This is a genomic window from Micromonospora sp. CPCC 205554, assembly GCF_036902745.1.
GTDB classification, from domain to species: Bacteria; Actinomycetota; Actinomycetes; order Mycobacteriales; family Micromonosporaceae; genus Micromonospora; species Micromonospora tulbaghiae.
The window spans coordinates 366,273-389,926 of the sequence record NZ_JBAKHP010000002.1 but is presented as its reverse complement, the minus strand read 5'-3'; the positions used below and the strand labels follow the sequence as shown (position 1 = coordinate 389,926).

The 23,654-nt window shown below is 73.2% G+C and carries 24 protein-coding genes; 16 read left to right on the top strand and 8 right to left on the bottom strand.

What is annotated here, in order from left to right:
- The first annotated feature begins 154 nt into the window (after positions 1–154).
- From V6U82_RS04895 to ilvC, 4 genes are read left to right on the top strand one after another with little or no spacing between them, the layout of a single operon-like run.
- A complete protein-coding gene (locus tag V6U82_RS04895; RefSeq protein WP_128138620.1) occupies positions 155–2,050 on the top strand; it encodes an acetolactate synthase large subunit in 1,896 nt (631 codons plus the stop codon).
- 2 nt (positions 2,051–2,052) lie between these two features.
- Entirely contained in the window at positions 2,053–2,175 is a 123-nt protein-coding gene (locus V6U82_RS04890) for a hypothetical protein (protein ID WP_258545305.1), read from the top strand.
- Positions 2,172–2,687: an acetolactate synthase small subunit gene (gene ilvN, locus V6U82_RS04885; protein WP_018786257.1), complete on the top strand. Its 516-nt coding sequence runs from the start codon at positions 2,172–2,174 to the stop codon at positions 2,685–2,687. The genes V6U82_RS04890 and ilvN overlap by 4 nt, the downstream gene beginning before the upstream one ends.
- Positions 2,688–2,745: 58 nt before the next feature.
- Positions 2,746–3,759: a ketol-acid reductoisomerase gene (ilvC, locus tag V6U82_RS04880; protein ID WP_128138621.1), complete on the top strand. Its 1,014-nt coding sequence runs from the start codon at positions 2,746–2,748 to the stop codon at positions 3,757–3,759.
- A gap of 58 nt (positions 3,760–3,817) precedes the next feature.
- Here ilvC and V6U82_RS04875 read toward each other — a convergent pair whose 3' ends face one another.
- The gene (locus V6U82_RS04875; protein WP_334459424.1) at positions 3,818–5,605 is read right to left on the bottom strand and encodes a tetratricopeptide repeat protein; all 1,788 of its coding nucleotides are present in this window, start codon (positions 5,603–5,605) and stop codon (positions 3,818–3,820) included.
- A 268-nt stretch (positions 5,606–5,873) separates the two neighbouring features.
- On the opposite strand from V6U82_RS04875, the gene serA reads away from it, so the two are divergent.
- The gene (gene serA, locus V6U82_RS04870; protein ID WP_334459422.1) at positions 5,874–7,472 is read left to right on the top strand and encodes a phosphoglycerate dehydrogenase; all 1,599 of its coding nucleotides are present in this window, start codon (positions 5,874–5,876) and stop codon (positions 7,470–7,472) included.
- A gap of 60 nt (positions 7,473–7,532) precedes the next feature.
- On the opposite strand, the gene V6U82_RS04865 is transcribed toward serA, so the two are convergent.
- Positions 7,533–7,889, bottom strand: coding sequence for a hypothetical protein (locus V6U82_RS04865; protein WP_181726741.1), 357 nt, complete (start codon positions 7,887–7,889; stop codon positions 7,533–7,535).
- Positions 7,890–8,231: 342 nt separating this feature from the next.
- Positions 8,232–9,104 carry an FAD:protein FMN transferase gene (locus V6U82_RS04860; RefSeq protein ID WP_334459419.1) on the bottom strand — a complete coding sequence of 291 codons (873 nt, stop codon included), beginning with the start codon at positions 9,102–9,104 and terminating at the stop codon, positions 8,232–8,234.
- A gap of 217 nt (positions 9,105–9,321) precedes the next feature.
- Between V6U82_RS04860 and V6U82_RS04855 the strand changes: the two genes are divergently transcribed.
- Together V6U82_RS04855 and V6U82_RS04850 are read left to right on the top strand one after the other, a co-directional pair.
- Complete coding sequence (locus V6U82_RS04855) at positions 9,322–10,353, top strand: 3-isopropylmalate dehydrogenase (protein ID WP_334459417.1); 1,032 nt, start codon at positions 9,322–9,324, stop codon at positions 10,351–10,353.
- Positions 10,354–10,541: 188 nt separating this feature from the next.
- Positions 10,542–11,636: a branched-chain amino acid aminotransferase gene (locus V6U82_RS04850; RefSeq protein WP_334459415.1), complete on the top strand. Its 1,095-nt coding sequence runs from the start codon at positions 10,542–10,544 to the stop codon at positions 11,634–11,636.
- A 103-nt stretch (positions 11,637–11,739) separates the two neighbouring features.
- Here the strand turns inward: V6U82_RS04850 and V6U82_RS04845 are convergent, their stop codons facing one another.
- The 4 genes from V6U82_RS04845 to V6U82_RS04830 form a co-directional block, all read right to left on the bottom strand.
- Entirely contained in the window at positions 11,740–12,480 is a 741-nt protein-coding gene (locus tag V6U82_RS04845; RefSeq protein WP_128138595.1) for a tyrosine-protein phosphatase, read from the bottom strand.
- Between the two features lie 51 nt (positions 12,481–12,531).
- Positions 12,532–12,996 carry a PRC-barrel domain containing protein gene (locus tag V6U82_RS04840; protein ID WP_120571231.1) on the bottom strand — a complete coding sequence of 155 codons (465 nt, stop codon included), beginning with the start codon at positions 12,994–12,996 and terminating at the stop codon, positions 12,532–12,534.
- A gap of 201 nt (positions 12,997–13,197) precedes the next feature.
- On the bottom strand, positions 13,198–13,728 hold the full coding sequence (locus tag V6U82_RS04835; RefSeq protein ID WP_334459412.1) for a carboxymuconolactone decarboxylase family protein: 531 nt from the start codon (positions 13,726–13,728) through the stop codon (positions 13,198–13,200).
- Positions 13,729–13,730: 2 nt separating this feature from the next.
- Positions 13,731–14,291 carry a peroxiredoxin gene (locus tag V6U82_RS04830; RefSeq protein ID WP_128138778.1) on the bottom strand — a complete coding sequence of 187 codons (561 nt, stop codon included), beginning with the start codon at positions 14,289–14,291 and terminating at the stop codon, positions 13,731–13,733.
- 315 nt (positions 14,292–14,606) lie between these two features.
- Between V6U82_RS04830 and cimA the strand changes: the two genes are divergently transcribed.
- Complete coding sequence (gene cimA / locus V6U82_RS04825) at positions 14,607–16,205, top strand: citramalate synthase (RefSeq protein ID WP_128138779.1); 1,599 nt, start codon at positions 14,607–14,609, stop codon at positions 16,203–16,205.
- A 1-nt stretch (position 16,206) separates the two neighbouring features.
- Here cimA and V6U82_RS04820 read toward each other — a convergent pair whose 3' ends face one another.
- Complete coding sequence (locus V6U82_RS04820) at positions 16,207–17,181, bottom strand: endonuclease/exonuclease/phosphatase family protein (RefSeq protein ID WP_435121191.1); 975 nt, start codon at positions 17,179–17,181, stop codon at positions 16,207–16,209.
- A 296-nt stretch (positions 17,182–17,477) separates the two neighbouring features.
- Here V6U82_RS04820 and V6U82_RS04815 point away from each other — a divergent pair, with 296 nt between their 5' ends.
- From V6U82_RS04815 to V6U82_RS04780, 8 genes are all read left to right on the top strand, one after another.
- Entirely contained in the window at positions 17,478–17,999 is a 522-nt protein-coding gene (locus tag V6U82_RS04815) for a hypothetical protein (protein ID WP_334459408.1), read from the top strand.
- Positions 18,000–18,190: 191 nt separating this feature from the next.
- Positions 18,191–19,240, top strand: a complete 1,050-nt coding sequence (locus tag V6U82_RS04810; protein ID WP_334459407.1) for an AAA family ATPase — start codon at positions 18,191–18,193, stop codon at positions 19,238–19,240.
- Positions 19,237–20,253, top strand: coding sequence for a DUF58 domain-containing protein (locus V6U82_RS04805; RefSeq protein WP_334459405.1), 1,017 nt, complete (start codon positions 19,237–19,239; stop codon positions 20,251–20,253). The genes V6U82_RS04810 and V6U82_RS04805 overlap by 4 nt, the downstream gene beginning before the upstream one ends.
- A complete protein-coding gene (locus V6U82_RS04800) occupies positions 20,250–21,209 on the top strand; it encodes a VWA domain-containing protein (protein ID WP_334459402.1) in 960 nt (319 codons plus the stop codon). The genes V6U82_RS04805 and V6U82_RS04800 overlap by 4 nt, the downstream gene beginning before the upstream one ends.
- A 39-nt stretch (positions 21,210–21,248) precedes the next feature.
- On the top strand, positions 21,249–22,109 hold the full coding sequence (locus V6U82_RS04795; protein ID WP_302903791.1) for a S1C family serine protease: 861 nt from the start codon (positions 21,249–21,251) through the stop codon (positions 22,107–22,109).
- Positions 22,110–22,226: 117 nt separating this feature from the next.
- Entirely contained in the window at positions 22,227–22,523 is a 297-nt protein-coding gene (locus tag V6U82_RS04790; RefSeq protein ID WP_013284522.1) for a hypothetical protein, read from the top strand.
- Between the two features lie 9 nt (positions 22,524–22,532).
- The gene (gene arfB / locus V6U82_RS04785; protein WP_334459397.1) at positions 22,533–22,958 is read left to right on the top strand and encodes an alternative ribosome rescue aminoacyl-tRNA hydrolase ArfB; all 426 of its coding nucleotides are present in this window, start codon (positions 22,533–22,535) and stop codon (positions 22,956–22,958) included.
- Positions 22,959–23,007: 49 nt separating this feature from the next.
- On the top strand, positions 23,008–23,580 hold the full coding sequence (locus V6U82_RS04780) for a GNAT family N-acetyltransferase (protein WP_334459395.1): 573 nt from the start codon (positions 23,008–23,010) through the stop codon (positions 23,578–23,580).
- The last annotated feature ends 74 nt before the right edge of the window (positions 23,581–23,654 follow it).

The following is a 23,654-nucleotide window of genomic DNA, read 5'->3' as shown; positions in this document are numbered from 1 at the left end:
GAGTACTTACCTGAGCGCACTCTCCCACCGAGAGTGCGCTGGCCCCGTGCATCCTGCACGTGGGCTTTTTTGTTGCCGTCGGACCATCGCCGGGACCTTGCCGTCCCATCCTGAGAAGCGCGTCACCCACTCACTTCCGAAGGCTTGAACCGCCATGACGAGACCCACGCCAGAGACCCTCGCCCACTCCGCCCGCCGTGCCCGCTCCGGCACCGGCGCGGCCGGTGACTCCGACCCCGCCGCCCGCCCCGGCCGTACCGTCCCGGCGGCTGCCACCACCGAGGCGCCCGTACGGGAGCCCGCCACCGCGCAGGTCTCGGGCGCCGGTTCGCTCGTGCGGTCGCTCGAGGCGCTCGGCGTCGACGTGGTCTTCGGCATTCCGGGCGGCGCGATCCTGCCCGCCTACGACCCGCTCTACGACTCCACGGTCCGGCACATCCTGGTCCGGCACGAGCAGGGCGCCGGGCACGCGGCCACCGGTTACGCGCAGGCCACCGGCCGGGTCGGCGTCTGCATCGCCACCTCCGGCCCGGGCGCGACGAACCTGGTGACCCCGATCGCGGACGCGTACATGGACTCGGTCCCGATGGTGGCGATCACCGGGCAGGTGGCCCGGCCGTCGATCGGCACCGACGCCTTCCAGGAAGCCGACATCCAGGGCATCACGCTGCCCATCACGAAGCACAACTTCCTGGTGCAGACCGCCGACGAGATCCCCCGCGTGCTGGCCGAGGCGTTCCACCTGGCCGCGACCGGCCGCCCCGGCCCGGTGCTGGTCGACATCCCCAAGGACGTGCTCCAGGCGCCGGCGACCTTCTCCTGGCCGCCCACGCTCGACCTGCCCGGCTACCGGCCGACGCTGCACCCGCACGGCAAGCAGATCCGGGAGGCGGCCCGGCTGATGACCTCGGCCCGCCGTCCGGTCCTCTACGTCGGCGGCGGCGTGCTCAAGGCCGGCGCCACCGAAGGGCTGCGCAAGCTGGCCGAGCAGACCGGCATCCCGGTGGTGACCACGCTGATGGCGCTGGGCGCGTTCCCCGACTCGCACCGCCAGCACCTGGGCATGCCCGGCATGCACGGCACCGTCGCCGCGGTCTACGGCCTGCAGAAGGCCGACCTGATCGTGGCGCTGGGCGCCCGCTTCGACGACCGGGTGACCGGCAGGCTCGACTCGTTCGCGCCGGACGCGACTGTGGTGCACGCCGACATCGACCCGGCCGAGATCGGCAAGAACCGGCACGCCGACGTCCCGATCGTGGGTGACGCGCGGCACGTGATCGACGAGCTGATCGCGGCGGTCACCGCCGAGCAGGCCGCGCACCCGTCGGTGGACCTGACCGACTGGTGGGCCCAGCTCGACGACCTGCGCGAGCGGTACCCGCTCGGCTTCGAGGAGCCGGCCGACGGCACGCTCTCCCCGCAGTACGTGATCAAGCGGCTGGGCGAGATCGCCGGCCCGGACGCGGTCTACGTGGCGGGCGTCGGCCAGCACCAGATGTGGGCCAGCCAGTTCATCTCGTACGAGAAGCCGCACACCTGGCTCAACTCCGGTGGCCTGGGGACCATGGGCTACGCCGTCCCGGCCGCGATGGGCGCCAAGGTCGGCAAGCCGGACACCACGGTGTGGGCGGTCGACGGCGACGGCTGCTTCCAGATGACCAATCAGGAGCTGGCCACCTGCGCCCTGGAGGGCATCCCGATCAAGGTCGCCGTGATCAACAACGGCAACCTGGGCATGGTGCGGCAGTGGCAGACCCTGTTCTACGGGGAGCGCTACTCCAACACCGAGCTGGGCACGCACAAGCACCGCATCCCGGACTTCGTCAAGCTCGCCGAGGCGCTCGGCTGCGTCGGACTGCGCTGCGAGAACGCCGCCGACGTGGACAAGACCATCGAGGCGGCCATGGCGATCAACGACGCGCCGGTGGTCATCGACTTCGTGGTCGGCAAGGACGCGATGGTCTGGCCGATGGTCGCCGCCGGCACCAGCAACGACGAGATCATGTTCGCCAGGGGCGTGCGCCCCGCGTTCGACGAGGACGAGTTGTAGTCATGACCGAATGCACCGAGCGCAGCGAGGGCCATGAGGGCATGACGAGGAAGGTGCCGGTCATGACCGAATGCACCGAGCGCAGCGAGGGCCATGAGGGCATGACGAGGAAGGCTCAGCAATGACCATGCACACGCTGTCCGTGCTCGTGGAGAACAAGCCGGGTGTCCTGGCCCGGGTCTCCGGGCTGTTCTCCCGTCGCGGGTTCAACATCGACAGTCTCGCCGTGGGGGAGACCGAGAACCCGGACGTCTCCCGCATCACCATCGTGGTCAACGCCGAGTCCTCGCCGCTGGAGCAGGTGACCAAGCAGCTCAACAAGCTGGTCAACGTACTCAAGATCGTGGAACTGGACCCGCAGGTGTCGGTGGCGCGCGAGCTGCTGCTGGTCAAGGTCCGCGCGGACCGCACGGCCCGCGCCCAGGTGCTGGAGACGGTCGGCCTGTTCCGCGCCCGGGTGGTCGACGTCGCGCCGGACACGCTGACCATCGAGGCGACCGGCACGCCGGACAAGCTCGACGCGCTGCTGCGCGACCTGGAGCCGTTCGGCATCAAGGAGATGGTCCAGTCCGGCACCGTGGCGATCGGGCGGGGTTCGCGGGCCATCACCGCCGGCCCGGCCCTGCGCGCCGCCTGATCCGTACCCACAAGTTTCTCGACGGGCCGACGGGCACCGCCGTACGAAAGGGAAGTCAATGAGCGTTGAGGTGTTCTACGACGACGACGCCGACCTGGGCCTGATCCAGGGCCGCAAGGTCGCCGTGATCGGGTACGGCAGCCAGGGCCACGCGCACGCGCTGTCGCTGCGCGACTCCGGCGTCGACGTGGTGATCGGCCTGCCCGCCGGGTCGAAGAGCCGGCCGAAGGCCGAGGAGCAGGGCCTGCGGGTGCTCACGCCCGCCGAGGCGGCGGCCGAGGCCGACGTGATCATGATCCTGGCGCCGGACACCGCCCAGCGTGGTCTCTACGCCGAGGCCATCGCGCCGAACCTGGCCGCGGGCAAGGCGCTGTTCTTCGGGCACGGCTTCAACATCCGGTACGGCCTGATCAAGCCCCCGGCCGACGTGGACGTGGCGATGGTCGCCCCGAAGGGCCCCGGTCACCTGGTCCGCCGCCAGTACGTCGACGGCAAGGGCGTGCCCTGCCTGGTCGCGGTCGAGCAGGACGCCAGCGGCAACGCGTTCGGCCTGGCCCTGGCGTACGCCAAGGCGATCGGCGGCACCCGGGCCGGGGCGATCCGGACCACGTTCACCGAGGAGACCGAGACCGACCTGTTCGGCGAGCAGGCGGTGCTGTGCGGCGGCGCGGCGGCGCTGGTGCAGACCGGTTTCGAGGTGCTCACCGAGGCCGGCTACGCGCCCGAGGTGGCCTACTTCGAGTGCCTGCACGAGCTGAAGCTCATCGTCGACCTGATGTACGAGGGCGGCATCGCCCGGATGCGCTACAGCATCTCCGACACCGCCGAGTACGGCGACCTGTCCCGTGGCCCGCGCGTGATCGACTCGCGGGTCAAGGAGGAGATGCGCAAGATCCTCGGCGAGATCCAGTCCGGCGAGTTCGCCCGCGAGTGGGTGGCCGAGGACGAGGCCGGCCGGCCGAACTTCGCCAAGTGGCGGGCCGAAGGTGCGGCGCACCCGATCGAGGAGACCGGGCAGAAGCTGCGGGCCATGATGAGCTGGGTCGACCGGCCGATCACCGAGACCGCCTGATCTCTCCCCTCGTGCGGCCCGTGGCCCGACGCTCTCCCCGGCGCCGGGCCACGGGCCGTCACGACGGATCGGAGCGACCGGCGTCGACCGTCTCCTGAACGGCCGCGACCTCGTCCCGGACCCGCTCCGCCTCGGCCCTGCGGTCCAGACGCGACAGCGTGAGCCCGAGGTTGCGCAGTGGGGTGAGCAGCTCCGCCCGGTCGATCCGGTCCGGGTCGGCGCGCAGCAGGTCGAGGCACTCCCGGTAGATCTCCACCGCCTCCTCCAGCCGGTCGAGGGCGTGCATCCGGTTGCCCAGGTTGCACAGGGCCTCCGCCAACCCGAGCCGGATCGCCGCCGGGTCGACGCCGAACAGCTCCCGGCGCACGGTCACGCACTCGCGCAGCAGCTCGGCCGACCCGCGCGCGTCACCGGCCAGGTTGACCGCGCCCGCGAGCGTGAAGAGGCACCGCCCGAGCAGGTCCCGGTACGCCGGGTCGCCGCCGGCCAGCAACCGGGCCAGCTCGACCGCCTCCCGTCCGGCCGCCAGGCCGTCCCCGTCCCGCCCGGCGCCCGTCGCGCCTCCGCCCGCCAGGCCGTCCGCGGCCGGTCCGTCCGGCGGTGCTGTCCCGCACCGGCCTGGTGCGGCTGCCGGCGAACCGCCGGAGCCCGTCGTCAACTCGTCCACGGTCAGCGCGCAGCGGATCAGCAGGGCGTGGGCCAGCCGGGGACGCCAGACCTCCGGCAGCCGCCCGGCGTTCGCCCGGCCGAGCGGAAGGAACTCGGCCAGCAGGACGCCGACCGCGGCCCGGTCTCCGGCCGCGGCCCGCAGCTCGAGCATGTCCGACAGGGCCCGGGCGAGCACGTCGTCGTGGCCGTCGCGGGCGAGCGCCGCCGCCTCGGTCAGGTGCGCGGCCGCGTCGTCCGGCCGGCCGACCCGGGCGGTCAGGTTGCCGAGGACGAGCAGCCCGTGGGCCAGCGCGACCCCGGAGTGCGGCGTTCCGGCCGTCACCATCGCCCGCTGCTGGCCGACGGCCTGCTCCGCCAGCCGCACGGCCGCCTCCGGATCGTCCAGCTGCGCCCGGCACTCCGCTTCGATCAGCATGGCCCGGGCCAGCAGCGGCCGCCCCGACCGGGGCTGGACCCGGCTCCACAGTTCCACGTCGACCCGGGACTCCTTGATCAACTCGAAGGCCTCGCGTGCCGCACCGGTGACCGCCAAGCCCCGGGCGAGGTCCGTCGCGGCGGACGCGCCGACGCCTGTCCACTGGATCCGCCGATAGGCGGAAAGACCGCGATGCAGTTCCAGCGCCTCTCGCCGGACCGTGTTCGCCTCCTCCGTCCGGCCCAGCGACTCCTTGACCTCACCGATCGTCAGCAGGGCCCGCGCCAACCGCATCCGCTCCGGCGGACGCAACGACCCGCAGGCGCGCCAGGTCGCTCGCGCCCGCAGCGCCAGCCTGAGCGCCTCCCGCACCTCCCCGCACAGGTGGAGGTTCAGTGCGAGGAGCCCGCGGGCGGTGGCGAGCACCACCAGTTCCGACCGGTCGTCGGTGTCCTCGACGTACCCGATGGCCTCCCGTAGCTGGCCGATCGCCTCGGCGACGGGGACGGTGTCGGGCGCGGCGGCCCGGGCCACCAGGGCCCGGGCCAGGGCGACCCGGTGCTGGTCCGGCCGCTCGGCGGCCAGCCGCCGGCAGAGCGTCACCGCCTCCTCGGCCGCCGCCGTGCGCCGGGCGGTCGAACCCGGTAGCCCGCTCACCACCTGGGACCGGGTGACCAGGACCTCGGCCAACCGTGGCCCCCACCGGTGCGGGCCCAGCCGGGCCATCGGCCGTAACAGCGCGATCCGGACCATTACCGACATCAGCGGCTCCCTCCCCGTGCGGGTGCTGCCTCCGTTGTACGGGGAGCCCGCCAGTCGCCGCGTCCGGTGAACAGGGGATGACAGGCGTGCGACGGGCCTGTGTGAGGGCCCTCACCCCGTAGTCCGGGACACGCCGGGCGGGCGGCCACCTACCATCCTTGGTGTGGTGCCCGAGCGCACCCGACGGCCGTGGCACGGATCGGCGCAGGGCGCAGCGCGGCGTCCCGGCGCCCCAGGCCGAACCATTACCGAGCGTCTACGAGGACCGATGAATCCTGTCGTACTGATCGCCGAAGAACTCGCCCCCGCCGCCATCGAGGTGCTCGCGCACGACTTCGACGTGCGCCACGTGGACGGCACCGACCGCCCCGCTCTGCTCTCCGCCCTCTCCGAGGCCGACGCGGTGATCGTACGCAGCGCCACCCAGATCGACGCCGAGGCGATCGCCGCCGCGCCGCGGCTGAAGGTGGTCGCCCGGGCCGGCGTCGGCCTGGACAACGTCGAGGTGCCGGCCGCCACCGCGCGTGGCGTCATGGTCGTCAACGCGCCCACCTCGAACATCGTCTCCGCCGCCGAGCAGGCCGTCGCGCTGCTGCTCGCGGTGGCCCGCAACACCGCCAGCGCCAGCGCAGCGCTCAAGGCGGGGGAGTGGAAGCGGTCCAAGTACACCGGCGTCGAGATCCAGGGCAAGACCGTGGGCGTGGTCGGCCTCGGCCGTATCGGCGTGCTCTTCGCGTCTCGCATCGCCGCGTTCGGCACCCGGCTGATCGCGTACGACCCGTACATCCAGCCGGCCCGCGCCGCGCAGCTCGGCGTCCGCCTGGTCGGGCTGGAGGAGCTGCTGCGGGAGAGCGACTTCATCTCGATCCACCTGCCGAAGACGCCGGAGACGGTCGGCCTGATCGGCGAGAAGGAGCTGGCGATCGTCAAGCCGGGCGTCCGGATCGTCAACGCCGCCCGCGGCGGGCTGGTCGACGAGCAGGCGCTCGCCGACGCGATCGCGGAGGGCCGGGTCGCCGGCGCCGGTGTCGACGTGTACGCCAAGGAGCCGTGCACCTCCTCGCCGCTGTTCGCCTTCGACAACGTGGTGGCCACCCCGCACCTGGGCGCCTCCACGAACGAGGCGCAGGACAAGGCCGGTCTCGCGGTGGCCAGGAGCGTCAAGCTCGCGCTCCAGGGCGAGTTCGTCCCGGACGCGGTGAACGTGCAGGCCGGCGGCGTGGTCGCCGAGGACGTCCGCCCGCTGCTGCCGCTGGCCGAGCGGCTGGGCCGGGCGTTCACCGCCCTGGCCGGCGGGGTGGCCGCCAGCGTCACCGTCGAGGTGCGCGGCGAGATCGCCGCCCACGACGTGTCGGTGCTCAAGCTCGCCGCGACCAAGGGCCTGTTCAGCTCCGTGGTGGAGGAGCAGGTCACCTACGTCAACGCGCCGCACCTGGCCGCCGAGCGGGGCGTCGAGGTCACGCTCGCCACGCCGGGCGAGACCGTCGACCACCCGAACCTGGTGACCGTACGCGGGGCGCTGCCGGACGGCCGTACCGTCCGCGTCTCCGGCACCGTGGCGCACACCGGCACCCGGGACGTGTTCAAGCTGACCGAGGTGGACGGTTTCGACGTGGAGATCGGCGCGGAGGGCATCCTGGTCTTCCTGCGCTACGCCGACCGGCCCGGCGTGGTCGGCACCGTCGGCACGTTGCTCGGCGAGGCCGGCGTCAACATCGCCGCCATGCAGGTGGCCCGCCGCGAGGCCGGTGGCGAGACGCTGATGACGCTCACCGTCGACCAGGCGCTCGGCGCCGACCTGCTGACCTCAGCCGCCGACTCGATCGGCGCGGTCGCGGCCAGCGCGGCCGACCTGCGCGACGTGTAGTCCGGACAGGACACATCGGGGCCCGGCCGGATCGGCCGGGCCCTTCGTCGTCCCGGTGGGTCAGGAACGGACGCGGGCCGGTGGCGGGTAGACCGAGCCGTCCTGCGCGTCGAAGAGCATCAGGTCGTGCTCGCCGGCCAGCCGCTCGATGTCCAGCAGCACCTGGTCCGGGCAGGTCGGGTACAGGTTCATCTCGATGTGGTCGGCCGCCGTGTGCAGCGGCGCCACCTCCCACGGCGTACCGGGCCGGGCCGGCCGGTCCGGGTAGCTCGCCGTGATCGCCCGGTAGAAGGCGACGAGTCGCGGGTCGGGGTGCTGCTCGCCGTGCCGGCCCTCGCGGCACTGCTGCACCGCCGCCCGCACCTGCTCCGGTGTCGCCCCGTTCGGCAGGGCCCACACGCTCAGATCGAAACTCACGGCGGACAGCGTGCCATCCCGGGCCCGGCCCGTCACCTCTGCCCCACCGTGCGTTCACCGCTGATTGCCGACATCGTTCACCCGGCGTCCGCTGTGGAGACTCTTGCGTCGAGTTGCGTCGATTCGCTAGCGTACCGATGCGGTTTCCGCTGAGTCGATCCCCGGCCCGTCTTCGGGTGGCGCGGTCGGGCGCCCGGCCCCTCGGCCCGCACCCCTCGATTGCGCGAGCCACGCGCACTCGTCGCTGACCGGCCCTCACGGTCGTTGCCGAGACCGTGGGGGCCGATCGCGCTCCGCGCCGGGCAGCAGATCAGCGCCGGTGGTGCGCGAACAGGGGACGGCTCAGCGCCGGTGGTGCGCGAACAGGGGACGGTAGTCCGCGTCGTGGCGGAACCAGGCCAGCCCGGCCGGTCCGGCGGCGTACAGGGCGGTGGCGTAGGCGTCGGCGACGGCGAGGTTCGGGCCGACCACGGTGGCGGCCACCAGCCGGTCGGTCGGCTCGCCGGTGTGCGGGTCGACGACGTGTCCCCGCCGGCCGGTGACACCGGAGGTGCCGACCGCGCCGGTCGTCATCTCCAGCACGACCGGTGTCCGGCGGGTGTCGGTGGGGTGGTGCACCGCGACGCGCCACGGCGCGCCGTGCGCCGCGTGTCCGCGTACCGTCAGGTCGGCGCCGCTGAGCACGGCGTAGTCGTGGATGCCGGCGGCGCGCAACCGCGCCGCCGCCCGCTCCACCGCCCAGCCGCCGAGCAGGCCGCCCGGGTCGAAGCCACCGGGCACGGCCCAGGCGTCGAACCAGCCGTCGGTGGCCGCCCGCATCGCGGCGCAGAGGTCGATCAGGTCGGCCAGCGGGGGGTACGAGTCGGGGCTGATCTCGTCGCGGCGCAACCGCGAGACGAGGCTGTCCGGCCGGTTCGGGCCGTAGGTGAGGTCGACGGCGCGCAGCTCGGCGACGGCGTCGCGCAGCGCCTCGCCGACCGCCCGGTGGCCGAACCACTCCGGCGCGTTGAGCAGCATGGTGTAGTCGGCCGTCGAGGTGGTGACGGTGTGGCGGACGCTGATCCGGCCGGACGCGGCGGCGCCGGAGCGCTCGACGCGGTGGTTCGTGGCGCCCAGGTGCAGGTCCGGGCGGGCCGGGCGGAACGCGGACTGGTCGACCCAGCGGGTACGTGGCTGTTCGTCCGCCCAGTGGGCCCGCCGATGCTCGGTCCGCATGACACCTGCCCCCTCGGTGGTCGCCGCCGCGTCGCGGCGGTGCCGGTTCCGGGCCCCCGTCGGCCCGTGACCCCGACCCTAAGCAGTGGAGATGACCGCACCATGAATGTCGGCTGGGAGCATCCTGTGATTCACCGTCCCGGATGATGGAAGATTCGTACCGGGGGCCGGGACGGCGACGTACGGTTGCGCCTAACGACGAGACGAGGAGCGTCAGGTGGCACACATCGCGGTGGTGGCCGGCGACGGCATCGGACCCGAGGTGGTCGCGCAGGCCCGCAAGGTCCTCGACGCGGTGGTGCCCGGAATCGAGGCCACCGAGTACGACCTGGGCGCGGCACGCTACCACCGCACCGGCGAGGTGCTGCCCGACTCCGTCCTCGACGAGCTGGCCGGTCACGACGCCATCCTGCTCGGCGCGGTGGGCGACCCGACCGTGCCGCCGGGTGTGCTGGAGCGCGGTCTGCTGCTCAAGCTGCGGTTCGCCTTCGACCAGTACGTCAACCTGCGCCCGTCCCGGCTCTGGCCCGGTGTGGCCGGTCCGCTCGCCGCGGTCAAGCCCGGCGAGGTCGACCTCGTGGTGGTCCGCGAGGGCACCGAAGGTCTGTACGCGGGCGCCGGCGGCGCGCTGCACCGGGACACCCCGGCCGAGGTGGCCACCGAGGAGAGCCTGAACACCCGGCACGGCGTCGAGCGGGTGATCCGCGACGCGTTCGCCCGGGCCGGCCGCCGGGAGCGGCGCAAGGTCACGCTCGTGCACAAGACCAACGTGCTCACCCACGCCGGGTCGCTCTGGGCGCGCGCCTTCGCCGCGGTGGCCGCCGAGCACCCGGACGTGACCACGGAGTACCAGCACATCGACGCCGCCGCGATGTTCCTGGTGACGAACCCGTCGCGCTACGACGTGGTGGTCACCGACAACCTCTTCGGCGACATCCTCACCGACATCGCCGCCGCCGTGACCGGTGGCATCGGGCTGGCGGCCAGCGGCTGCATCAACCCCGAGGGGCGCTACCCGTCGATGTTCGAGCCGGTGCACGGCTCGGCGCCGGACATCGCCGGCCAGGGCGTCGCCGACCCGGTCGCCGCGGTGCTGTCCGCCGCGCTGCTGCTGGACCAGCTCGGCCACGCCGACGCCGCCGCCCGGGTCACCGCCGCGGTCGGCACCGAGCTGGCCGGGCGTACGCCGGGAGCGCCGGTGCGCACCGAGGAGGTCGGCGACCGGCTCGCCGCGCTCGCCGTAGCCTGACCGGGCCGACCCTCCTGGCGGCCCGGTACCGGGCCGCCAGACCCGTCACCGGGCCCACCCGACCGTCCGGCGCGTCGCATCCGCCGGAGCGGAGCTATCCGCTGAACGACCGTTCGGGGTAAGTTTCTGGCACCAGTGACGTCGGCGTGCGATCCCGCATGCCGTGAACCCGCAGGGAGGTCAGCGCGATGAGCGGTGGTGACAAGCTCGATTTCGAGATCCGTCCGAATCCCGCGCCGGTAACCGCCGCCGACCGGGCCGCCCTGCTGGCGAACCCGGGCTTCGGCCGGGTCTTCACCGATCACATGGTCACCATCCGGTACGCCGAGGGCAAGGGCTGGTACGACGCCCGCCTGGAGGCGCGGGCGCCGATTCCGATGGACCCGGCCGCGGCGGTTCTGCACTACGCGCAGGAGATCTTCGAAGGGCTGAAGGCGTACCGCACGGGTGAGGCGGTGACGATGTTCCGCCCGGAGGCCAACGCGGCCCGGTTCAACGCCTCCGCCCGTCGGCTGGCCATGCCGGAGCTGCCGGAGGAGACGTTCGTGGAGTCGCTGCGCCGCCTGGTCGAGATCGACCAGGCGTGGATTCCCGAGCAACAGGACGCCAGCCTCTACCTGCGTCCGTTCATGTTCGCCAGCGAGGTCTTCCTCGGTGTCCGCCCGGCCAACGAATATCTCTACTGCGTGATCGCTTCGCCGGCCGGTGCGTACTTCGCCGGTGGTGTGAAGCCGGTGACTGTGTGGGTCTCGCCGGACTACACCCGGGCCGCGCCCGGCGGCACCGGCGCCGCCAAGTGCGGCGGCAACTACGCCGCGTCGCTGGCGGCCCAGGCGGAGGCGATCGAGGCCGGGTGCGACCAGGTGGTGTTCCTGGACGCGGTCGAGCGGCGGTACGTCGACGAGCTGGGCGGCATGAACGTCTTCTTCGTCTACGACGACGGCAGCATCGTCACCCCGCCGCTGGGCGGCACGATCCTGCCGGGCATCACCCGCGACGCGATCCTCACGCTCGCGGCCGAGGCCGGGCACGAGGTGCGGGAGGCGCCGGTCGCCTTCGCCGACTGGCAGGCGGACGCGGCGAGCGGGCGGCTGCGCGAGGTGTTCGCCTGTGGCACGGCCGCCGTGATCACCCCGATCGGCGGCGTGCGCTTCCCGGACGGCGAGTTCCTCATCGGCGGCGGCGAGCCGGGCCGGGCCACCATGGCGCTGCGCCAGAAGCTGGTCGACATCCAGCGCGGCCGTGCCGAAGACCCCCACGGCTGGGTGACCCGAGTCCTCTGACGGCCCGCCCGCGGTGATCAAGGAGTTCGCGTCCGGTTCCGGCGCGGACGAGGACACAAACTCCTTGATCACCGCCGGGCAGGGCCGGGGCGGGGCGGGGCAGTCAGTCCAGAAGGTGGGTGCGGAGGGACTCCAGCTGCGCCTCGGTGACGCCGGCGTGGGTCAGGTAACCCTCGACGGACCCGTAGCCGGTGCGCAGCTCGGCGAGGAACAGCTCCATCGTCTCGGCCGGTGACTCCAGGAACGGCGGCGGGGGTTCCTCCGCGTCCGGCAGCGTGGCGCGGACCCACTCGGCGAAGCGCCGCGACGCGGCGGTGCTGAGCGCGTAGTCGGCGACCACATTCTCGTCGGGCACCCCGAGCACGGAGAGCGTGAGCGCGCAGACGATGCCGGTGCGGTCCTTGCCGGCGACGCAGTGCACCACCACCGGGGCGTTGGCGCTGTCCGCGATCAACCCGACCGCCTCGGCGAGCCCTGCGGTGCCGGTACGCGCCAGGTCGGCGTAGCGGTCGGCCAGGTAGCGGGCCAGGCTGACGCCGGAGGAGTCGAACCGGTTCGCGCCCCAGTCGGCGTGCTCGGGGTGGATGTGCCGGTAGGTCAGGCCGTCGTAGTCGGGCACCCGCCCGTCTCGTTCCACCTCGGACGGCCGGCGCAGGTCGATCACGGTGCGGATGCCGAGCGCGGTGAACGCCGCCCGGTCGGTGTCGTCGATGCGGTGCAGCGAGTCGGACCGGTAGAGCCGGCCGCGGCGGACGGTGCGTCCGTCGCGAGCGGCGTACCCGCCGACGTCGCGGAAGTTGAACAGGGTGGGGAAGGGGCTCTCCGGGGCGTCCACAGCTGACACGGTAACGGCCGGCGGGGCGTTCGCACGTCCCCGCCGGCCGTCGCCGGGTTGTCAGATGCGCGGCGGTACGTCCGGCGGCAGCGCCGAGTGGTTCTCGCCGTAGTAGCCGCCCAGCCGGTCCCGGTAGCCCGGGTCGGCGTGGCTGGACTCGTCGTACTCCGGGGCGGCCTTGATCTGGTCCTTCTCCCGGTCGACGTGCACGGTGCGGGCGTCGTGGTCGACGTGGTTGACGGTGCCGGCCGGGAGCATGACCTTCTTGCCGAAGATCCACGGCCCGGTGTCCACGACCAGGTAGCTGTCGTCCACCTCGTGGCTGGCCCGGTCGATCTTGCCGATGGCGCCGTCGGTGGCCTCGACCTTGTATCCGGTCAGGTCGGCGCTCGCCACGCCCGCCTCGTCGCGGTAACGCCACGGGTCGAAGGCGCCCGCCGGAGCGCCGCCGGCGACCGTGCCCCGGCCGTCGTCGAGGATCGGCTCGGTGCCGCCGTGCGTGGCGCGCGGGTCCAGTCCGTCCATGTGCCGCCTCCCGTCCTCCAGGGCCGCGGCCGTCGCGGCGCCGTCATCAGTCGGGACGGTTACCCACCCTGTCCGGGGGCCAATCGCCGAAGGGCCGGGCGCCGGCCCGCCGACGCCGAGGGGCCGGCGCCACGGTGGTGACGCCGGCCCCTCGGGTCGTCGGCCCGCGCGGTACCGGTCGGGCCCGCGCGGGCCGGTGGATCAGGCCAGCGCGGCCTCCGCGTCCAGGGTCACCGCGGCGGCGTGTACGACGGCGGCGATCCGCAGCCCCTCGTGCACCTGCTCGCGGCTGAACCCGGCGGCGCGCAGCGTCTTCTCGTGCGACTCCAGGCAGACGCCGCAGCCGGTGATCGCCGAGACGGCGAGGCACCACAGCTCGAAGTCGGTCTTCTCCACGCCGGGGCGGGCGATGATCTGCATCCGCAGCCGGGCCGGCAGCGACGCGTACTGCTCGTCGCCGATCAGGTGCTTGGCCCGGTAGTAGACGTTGTTCATCGCCATGACCGCCGCGGCGCCCTTGGCCGCCTCGACCGCCTCGGGCGCGAGGTGACCGGCCGCCTCGGCGGCGATCTCCCGCAGGACCACCGGGTTGCGGGCCACCACCGCGCAGGCCAGCGCGGTGCCCCACGCCTGCTCCGGCTTCAGCGTCGAGGTGGTGATGGTGGAGCCGAGGTTGAGCCGGATGTCCTTGGCGTACTCGGGCAGGCCCGCCTTGATCGCGTCCAGGCCCATGGTCAGGCCCCGGCGCCGGCGAGGAGCGCGTTGGCGTCGAGCGTCGCCGCACCCTTGTTCCAGTTGCACGGGCACAGCTCGTCGGTCTGGAGCGCGTCGAGCACCCGCAGCACCTCGGAGACGTTGCGGCCGACCGAACCGGCGGTCACCATGGCGAACTGGATCTCGTTGTTCGGGTCCACGATGAAGGTGGCCCGCTGCGCGACACCGTCCTCGCCCAGCACGCCGCAGGCGGAGGTCAGCTCGCGCTTGATGTCGCTGAGCATCGGGAAGGGCAGCTCGCGCAGGTCCGGGTGGTCCTTGCGCCAGGCGTAGTGGACGAACTCGTTGTCGACGGAGACGCCGAGCACCTGGGCGTCCCGGTCGGCGAACTCGCCGTTGAGGCGGCCGAACTCGGCGATCTCGGTCGGGCAGATGAAGGTGAAGTCCTTCGGCCAGAAGAACACGACGCGCCACTGGCCCTCGTGGGACTTGTGGTTGATCGTCTCGAACGCCTTGTCGGCGTCGAGCGACACGCAGGCGGTGAGTTCGTACTCGGGGAAGTGGTCACCGACAGTGAGCACGGGTCCTCCTTGAGTGTGACCCGGCAACACCGCCGGGCCAGTAACTGGATCTGTTCAAGATTCTTCCGTAGCCCCGTTTGCGCTCGTGGCGGGCGTGCCCGGGTGTGAAGACGATCACCAGGCGGGTCGTCGTCCCGGAATATGGGTTTCGCCTCCCAAAACCGGGGGCGGGGTGGCAGAGTACGGGTCGTGACCAGCTTCGTCCTGATCATTAGCAGCTAGCGCGCCGGCCCTTCCCTCGCCGAGCGCGCAGACCTCCCGCATCCGCGGGGGGTCTTTTTGTTTGCTCCCCCAGGGCACGAGAAGAGGACTCCGATGACGTTCCAGGTGTACGACACGACGCTGCGCGACGGCGCGCAGCGCGAAGGGCTCACGTACTCGGTGGTCGACAAGCTGGCGGTGGCCCGCCTGCTGGACGACCTCGGAGTCGGCTTCGTCGAGGGCGGCTGGCCCGGCGCGGTGCCCAAGGACACCGAGTTCTTCCGCCGCGCCCGTACCGAGCTGGAGCTGCGGCACGCGATCCTGGTCGCCTTCGGCGCCACCCGCAAGGCCGGCCTCGCGGTCGAGGACGACCCGCAGGTGCGCGGCCTGCTCGACGCGCAGACCCCGGCCGTGGCCCTGGTCGCCAAGGCGGACCTGCGGCACGTGGAACGGGCGCTGCGCACCACCGCCGAGGAGAACCTCGCCATGATCCGGGACACCGTCTCGTACCTGGTGGCGCAGGGGCGGCGCGTCTTCGTCGACGGGGAGCACTGCTTCGACGGTTTCCGGTTCGACAGCGGCTACACCTCCGCCGTGGCGGAGACCGCGCTGGCCGCCGGCGCCGAGCGCTTCGTGCTCTGCGACACCAACGGCGGCATGCTGCCCTCCCAGGTCACCGCCGTGATCGAGGGACTGGTGGCGCGGACCGGCATCGCGCCGGAACGCCTCGGCATGCACGCGCAGAACGACACCGCCTGCGCCGTGGCGAACACGATCGCCGCGGTCGAGGCCGGCGTCCGGCACGTGCAGGGCACCGCCAACGGGTACGGCGAGCGCCCCGGCAACGCCGACATCTTCGCGATCGTCGCCAACCTCCAGCTCAAGCTGGGCATGCCCGTCCTACCGGAGGGCTGCCTGGAGCAGATGGTGCGGGTCTCGCACGCCATCGCCGAGATCGCCAACATCGCCCCCGACACCCACCAGGCCTACGTCGGGGCCGCCGCCTTCGCTCACAAGGCGGGGCTGCACGCGAGCGCGATCAAGGTCGACCCGTTGCTCTACAACCACGTGGAACCCACAGTGGTGGGCAACGACATGCGGATCCTGGTGACCGAGATGGCCGGCCGGGCCAGCATCGAGCTCAAGAGCCGTGAGCTCGGTCTGGACCTGGCCGGCCATCCGGACGCCCTGTCCCGGGTCACCGGGCGGGTGAAGGAGCTGGAGGCCGACGGCTGGTCGTTCGAGGCCGCCGACGCCTCGTTCGAGCTGCTGGTCCGCTCCGAGCTGCCGGACGCCGCGCCGGCCCGGCCGTTCGCGCTGGAGTCGTACCGGGTGATCGTCGAGCACCGCGAGGACGGCTCCGTGGTCTCCGAGGCGACCGTGAAGATCCGGGTACGCGGCGAGCGGGTGATCGCCACCGCCGAGGGCAACGGCCCGGTCAACGCGCTGGACGAGGCGCTACGGGTGGGACTGGCCCGGCACTACCCGGAGCTGCGCGAGTTCGAGCTGGCCGACTACAAGGTCCGCATCCTGGAGGGCAGTCACGGCACCGGCGCTGTGACGCGCGTGCTCGTGGAGACCGCCGGCGCCGGCCGCGACTGGACCACAGTGGGCGTGCACCCGAACGTGGTCGAGGCGAGCTGGCACGCGCTTGTCGACGCGCTCACCTACGGCCTGGACCGGGCCCGGGTGCCGGGCGGGACGGCGGCCTGACTCAGCCGGCCGGCAGGCGCAGTTCGGCCAGCAGCGCGCGGTGGTCGCTGCCCGGCACCGGGAAGGTTCCGGCGGCGCGCACCGCGATGCGCCGGTCCACCAGGACGTGGTCGATGGTGACCGGCGGGATCGGGTCGCCGTCGTACGGGCCCCAGGTGCCGCCGAAGCCGGCTCCGGCCGCGTCCGCCGCGTCGGTGTAGCCGGTGGCGATCAGGTCCCGCAGCGCCGCGTGGTCGAGCGTGGCGTTGAAGTCGCCGGCCAGCACGCTCAGCGCGCCGTCCGGGGTGGCCGGCGGCTGGGCGCGCTGGTCGGTCCACCAGTCCGGCACCACGTCGAGGGCGTACGGCGCGGCCGGGTGCGCCGACTCCACCCGCAGCGGCGGTGCCCCCGGCACCGTCACCGTCGCGTACGCCTGGGTGAAGAAGAACCCCCGGTTGCGCCGGTGACCGGTGTCGCGCAGCGGGTGCCGGGCGTACACACCGGAGCCGGTGGAGCCGACCTCGGGGGTCAGCGACCGGTGCGGCAGCAGCGTGGCCAGGCCGAGCCGGTCCAGCTCGGCGGCCAGCGGCGGGGTGAGTTCCTGCACCGTGAGCACGTCCACCCGCCGCGTCCGGACCAGGTCGACCAGCGCCGCCGGGTCGGCCGAGCCGAGGCGCAGGTTGGCGGTGAGCAGCCGCAGCGCCGGCCCGTCGGTGGCGGGCCGGTCGCCGGGAATCGCGCGGGGCGCCACCGCGCCGATCAGCGCCACCGCGGCAAGGGCCGCGACCACCGCCGGGGCGCGGCGCCGCAGGGCGAGCGCGGTCACCGCCACGACCGGCGCCACGGCGGCGGCGTACGGCGTGAACGCGATCGCCTGTACCAGCGGGCCGCGTTCGAGGCCGGTCAGGCGCACGAGCGCCCACGCGGCGACCGGCGCGACCGCGAGCCAGCACGCGACGGTGGCCGGACGGCCGCCCCGGGTGCCGGTCCGGGGCAGGCGTGGCAGGGTGATCATGGCGGTGAGGCTACCCGGATCCGGGGTGGCATGATGCCCTCCGAAACAATTTCGTGAATTGTTCCTCGCAGTTTTCGGGCATCTTTGCGAATCGGTCGGACACGCAATAACACTATTGACCGCCCCCATTTTCCGGTGCTAGGTTCCACCTGGTTGAGACGTCGCGACTCTCTGTAGTAAGGCCAGCTCACGAGCGGTGCGCTCCCGGCGGATACCCGATGATCCGCAATTTGACGCGCGCAGTCGCCGTATCACCACGGTCTACCAAGGGAGAACTCATGGCCACATTCCTCAAGCGCAAGGCGACGGTGGTGGCGCTCGCCGCGCTGTCGCTCAGCCTGGCCGGTGGCGGGATCGCCGCGGCCGCCCAGTCGGAGGCGAGACCGCAGCCCGGCGCCCGGCATTCGACGGCGCAGCCGCCGGTGACCGCCGCCGAGCGGCAGGCCGCCCGGACCGCCATGCGGGCCACCCTGGCCCCACCGGCACCCGGCCAGGTCGCCTGGGCTGTCGTGGCGGCCAACGGGACGCTGTTGCAGCACTCCGGCAACGTGGTGTCCTCGTTCCGGTTCACCCCGGGCACCGGCGTCACCGCCGGGCAGTACCAGGTGCTGTTCGACTACAACGTCTCCGCCAAGGCGTACCACGTGTCCATCGGCACGAACGACTCAGCGAACGTCCCGCCGGGCGGCGAGATCTCGGCCGCGCCGCGCACACTGACCCCGAACGCGGTCTTCGTGCAGACGCGCAACTCCACCGGCGGCGCCTCGGACCGGCCGTTCCACATCTTGGTCGCCAACTGACCCGTCCGGCCCGCACCGGCCCCCGCTCCGGCGGGGGCCGGTGTCGTGTTCCGTACCGGTCCGGCCGGTGCCGCGCCGCTTCGTGACGTTCCCGCCCGGCTGGGGAGATGCTGCCGGTCCGGCCCGCGCACCACCGTCCAGGGGCCGATAATCCGACGTTTGTCGCCGGTCCGGCACGGGAAGCAAGCACCGTGACGGACATCTCGGACACCCCGGCCAGCGTGCTCAGCCCGGTCGACGCCGACGCGAGCGGCGTCGAGCTGGAACAGACCCTCGTCGAGGTCAAACGCGTGATCGTCGGGCAGGATCGGCTCGTCGACCGCCTGCTCACCGCCCTGATCGCCGACGGGCACTGCCTGCTGGAGGGCGTACCGGGGGTGGCCAAGACGCTGGCCGCGCAGACGCTGGCCACAGTGGTCGGTGGCACGTTCTCCCGCATCCAGTTCACCCCCGACCTGGTCCCCTCCGACATCGTCGGCACACGCATCTACCGCGCCTCCACCGAGCAGTTCGACGTGGAGCTGGGGCCGATCATGGCGAACCTGGTGCTCGCCGACGAGATCAACCGGGCCCCGGCCAAGGTGCAGTCGGCGCTGCTCGAGGCGATGGCCGAGCGGCAGGTCTCCATCGCCGGCCGGAGCTGGCCGGTACCGGACCCGTTCCTGGTCCTGGCCACCCAGAACCCGATCGAGTCCGAGGGCGTCTACCAGCTCCCCGAGGCGCAACGCGACCGCTTCCTGATGAAGGTCGTGGTCGACTACCCGAGCGACGCCGACGAGCTGGCCATCCTCTACCGGATGAGCACCGAGCGCCCCACCGCGCGTACCGTGCTCGACCCGGTCCGGCTGCGCGAACTCCAGCGCCGCGCCACCGACGTGTTCGTCCACCACGCGCTCGCCGAGTACGTGGTCCGCCTCATCCTCGCCACCCGTGACCCGGAGCGCTTCGGCCTGCCCGACGTCGCGCCCCTGCTGGCGTACGGGGCCAGCCCCCGGGCCACGCTCGGCCTGGTGGCCGCCGCCCGCGCGCAGGCGCTCATCCACGGACGGGACTACGTGCTCCCCGAGGACATCCGGGAACTGGCGGTGGACGTGCTGGCGCACCGGCTCGTGCTCTCCTTCGACGCGATCGCCGACGGGATCTCCGGCGAGGACGTGGTGCGCCGCGTGATCGAGGCGGTGCCGCCGCCCCGGCTGGTGAACGGGCCCACCGAGACGGTGAACGACCTGGCGGCGGCATGACCGGCGCAGCCGAACCCGGGCTCGCCGACCTCGCCCCGGACCAGCGGCTGCGCCGGCTGGAGCTGACAGTAACCCGACGGCTCGACGGCCTGCTGCACGGCCGCTACCGCGGACTCCTGCCCGGACCCGGCAGCGAGGCGGCAGGCAGCCGCGAGTACCGCCCCGGCGAGGACGAGGTACGCCGGATGGACTGGGCGGTCACCGCCCGGACCACAGTCCCGCACGTCCGCGAGGTCGACGCGGACCGGGAACTGACCACCTGGCTGCTCGTCGACGCCAGCCCCAGCATGGAGTACGGCACGTCCACGCTGGACAAACGGGAACTGGCGGTGGCGGCCGTGGCGGCGGTCGGCTTCCTCACCGCCGGAGTCGGCAACCGGCTCGGCGCCCAGGTGCTCACGCCGGACGGGCTGCGCCGGTTCCCGGCCCGCAGCGGGCGTACCCACCTGCTCGGTCTGCTCCGCGCGCTGCTCGGCGCCCCGCGTACCGGCGGTCTGCCGGACTCCGACGGCGCGGGCGCGGCCGCCGCGGGCCCGCGGGACGCTGTGCCGGGCCTGGTCGACGGGCTGGACGGCCTCCAGCGCGTCGCCACCCGGCGTGGCCTCGTGGTGATCGTCTCCGACTTCCTCGACGAGCTGCCCGACGACCCGGACGCCGCGCCGCCGCCCTGGGCCGCGGCGCTGCGCCGCCTCGCGGTACGGCACCAGGTGCTCGCGGTCGAGGTGACCGACCCGCGCGAGTTGGAACTGCCCGACGTCGGCCTGATCACGCTCGTCGACCCGGAGAGCGGCCGGCGTCGCGAGGTGTGGACCGGCGACCCGGGCCTGCGCGAGCGGTACGCGCGCGCCGCCGCCGAGCAGCGCGACCAGGTACGCCGCACGTTGCGCCGGGCCGGCGCGACCCACCTGGCGCTGCGCACCGACCGGGACTGGTGCGCGGACGTCGTCCGGTACGTGCACGAGCAGCGCCGGCTGGCCATGGTGCCGGCCGCCGCCCGCGGAGGTGTCGCATGACCTGGCAGTCACCCGCCCGCCTCTGGCTGCTGCTCGCGGTCGTCGCCCTGGTCGTCGGCTATCTGGTGCTGCAACGGCGGCAGAGCCGGTACGCGGTGCGCTTCACCAACCTGCGCCTGCTCGACCGGGTGGCCCCGCGCCGCCCGGCCTGGCGGCGGCACGTCCCGGCGGGCCTGTTCCTCGCCATGCTCGCTCTGCTGGTGGTCGGGTTCGCCCGGCCCGAGGCGGAGGTGCGGGTGCCCCGGGAACGGGCCACGGTGATGGTCGCGGTGGACGTCTCCACCTCGATGCTCGCCGGTGACGTGGACCCGGACCGGTTGACGGCGGCCAAGGAGGCGGGCCGGCGGTTCGTCGACGGGCTGCCGGACGAGTTCAACGTCGGCCTCGTCGCGTTCGCCGGCAGCGCGGCGGTGCTGGTGCCGCCGAGCACCGACCGGGAGGCGCTGCACGACGGCATCGGGCGGCTGGCCGAGGGCATCACCGGCGTGCAGGGCACCGCCATCGGCGAGGCGATCAGCACCTCGCTCGGCGCGGTCAAGAGCCTGGACGCCACCGCCGCCAAGGATCCGCCGCCGGCCCGGATCATCATCCTCTCCGACGGCGCGAACACCTCCGGCATGGACCCGATGGAGGCCGCCGACCAGGCGGTCGCCGCGAAGGTGCCGGTGCACACCATCTCCTTCGGCACGCCCGGCGGCTCGGTCGACCGCGGCGGCCGGGCGATCCAGGTGCCGGTGGACGGCCAGACGCTGCGGGCGGTCGCCGAGCAGACCGGCGGCGGCTTCCACGAGGCGTCCACCACCGCCGAGCTGAAGGACGTCTACGAGGACATCGGCACGTCGGTCGGCTACCGCACCGAGCGGCAGGACGTCTCGGCCCGCTTCATCGGCCTCGGGCTGGTCCTGGCGATGGGCGCCGCGGCCGGCTCGCTGCGGTGGTTCTCCCGGCTGCCCTGACCCGCACACCACTACCGCACGACATGTGAGGAGCCAGGCATGGCAGTGCAGACCGGACTCGGCGAGCCACGCGGACCGTGGTTCGTCTCGCCGGAGCTGGACCCGGACGGGCGCGGCCACCGGGACGTACCCGGGGGTGGGCCGGAGGCCGGGCGGCGCAGCCTGCGGCACCGGCTGCTGAGCGTGGCGGCGGTGGTGGCGCTGTCCACCGTCTCCGGCGCGGCCGCCGGCACCTGGGCGGCCGACCGGGGCGCGCCGGGACCGACGGCGGCGTCCGCCGCGCCGGTGCCGGCCGAGCTGGTCACCGCCGCCGGCAAGACGGTGCCCGGGGTGGTGTCGGTGATGGTCGGGGGCCGCTCCGGCGCGTCCGCGTCCGGCTCCGGGTTCGCCATCGACAACGAACAGCACATCGTCACCAACGACCACATTCTGGCCCGGGGCGGTTCCGGCGCGGTGACGGTGGAGACCTCGGACGGGCGGCGTTTCCCGGCCGAGGTGGTGGGCCGGGAACCGGCCAGCGACCTGGCCGTGCTGAAGGTGCCCGCCTCGGCCGGGTTGCCGCCGTTGCCGCTGGCCAAGGCGAACTCGACCAGGGTGGGTGAGCCGGTGCTCGCGGTCGGGTCGCCGCTCGGGCTCGCCGGGACGGTCACCGCGGGCATCGTCAGCGCGCTCAACCGGCAGGTACGGATCGGCAACGGCCGGCACACGGCGGTGCAGACCGACGCCTCCATCAACCCGGGCAACTCCGGCGGGCCACTGGTGAACGCGCGCGGTGAGGTGGTCGGCGTGAACACCGCGATCGCCACCATCGACGGCAACGGCTCGATCGGCATCGGCTTCGCCATCCCGATCGACCAGGTCCAGCAGACCGCCGACACCATCATCGGCCGGGGCGGCTGAGCCGCCGGCGTGGCGCTGACCTGCACAAGCGTCGCAAGATCGGTGCGAAGTGTCGGATATCCGGCGTGGGATCATTGGGGCATAGAAATATTACGCTGAGTATGGATACTGGCGGAGGTGGAGCAAGCTGTCATTGCGGCCCTCCTCGTGGTGGGCCTGATCATCGGCGCCGGTGTCGGCGCGTCCTACGCGCGTGCGAAACGCGGCTGGACGGATTACCAGACGATCCGGACCAGCGTCCCCGGTGCCCGGCGCAACGCCTGGCTCGCGATCCGGGGCGTGGTCGTCAAGCTCGCGGTGATCGCCCTGCTGCTCGTCGGCGCGGCCGCGTACGCGGCGTCCGGCGGCGGCGAGGAACGGGCCGGTCCCACGCCGAGCGCCACACCCACCCCGAGTCACCGCGCCGGGCGCTAGCCTCGGGGGGTGGACGACGGACTGCGGGTCACCGATCGGTTCGTGGTGCCCGCCGCCGAGCTGCGGGAACGGTTCTCCCGCTCGTCCGGGCCGGGTGGGCAGGGAGTGAACACCACCGACTCCCGGGTGGAGCTGAGCTTCGACCTGGGCGGCTCGCCGAGCGTGCCGGAGACGCTGCGGGAACGGGCGCTGGCCCGGCTCGCCGGCCGCCTGGTCGGCGGCGTGCTCACCGTCACCGCCAGCGAGCACCGCGCCCAGCTGGCGAACCGGGAGGCGGCACGCGAGCGGATGGCCGCGCTGCTGCGCGAGGCCGTCGCCCCGCCGCCGAAGGCGCGCCGCCCGACCCGCCCCTCCCGTGGTGCGAAGGAGCGCCGCCTGGCCGAGAAGAAGCGCCAGTCACAGCGCAAACGCGACCGCCGGGTGGACGGCGACTGACCGAAAATCCGTTGAGCCGCCACGCGCGCCGCCCGGAGAATTCCGCCACGTGATCGACTTCTCCGTCAAGCCCACGCTCACCGGCGAGCGGGTGGTCCTGCGCCCGTTCCAGGACGACGACCTGCCGGCGCTCGCCGAGATCCTGGCCGACCCGGAGGTGGCCCGGCTGACCGGCAGCCCGGCCGGAGAGACGTTCGAGCCGTCCCGGCTGCGCGCCTGGTACGGCACCCGCAACAGCCAGGACGACCGGCTCGACCTCGCGGTGGTGGACCGGGCCGGCGGCGCCTGCGTCGGCGAGGTGGTCCTCAACGAGTGGGACCGGGCCAACGCGAGCTGCAACTTCCGCACGCTCATCGGCCCCGGCGGCCGCGACCGCGGCCTCGGCACCGAGGCGGTCCGGCTGATCGTCGGGTACGGCTTCGAGCAGCTCGGCCTGCACCGCATCGGCCTGGAGGTGTTCGCGTTCAACCCTCGTGCCCGGCGCGCCTACGAGAAGGTGGGCTTCGTCGCCGAGGGGACGCTGCGGCAGGTGCTGCGCGACGGCGACGACTGGGTCGACGCCACTGTCATGTCGATCCTCGCCCCGGAGTGGAACCGGCATCGGGGGCACCCGGAGGGTTGAGCCGGAGGTGTCGAAGCGCTTCAATGCGTACGGGAGCTTCGGGGCCGTCACCGACCACCGCGTCACCCGCGCGG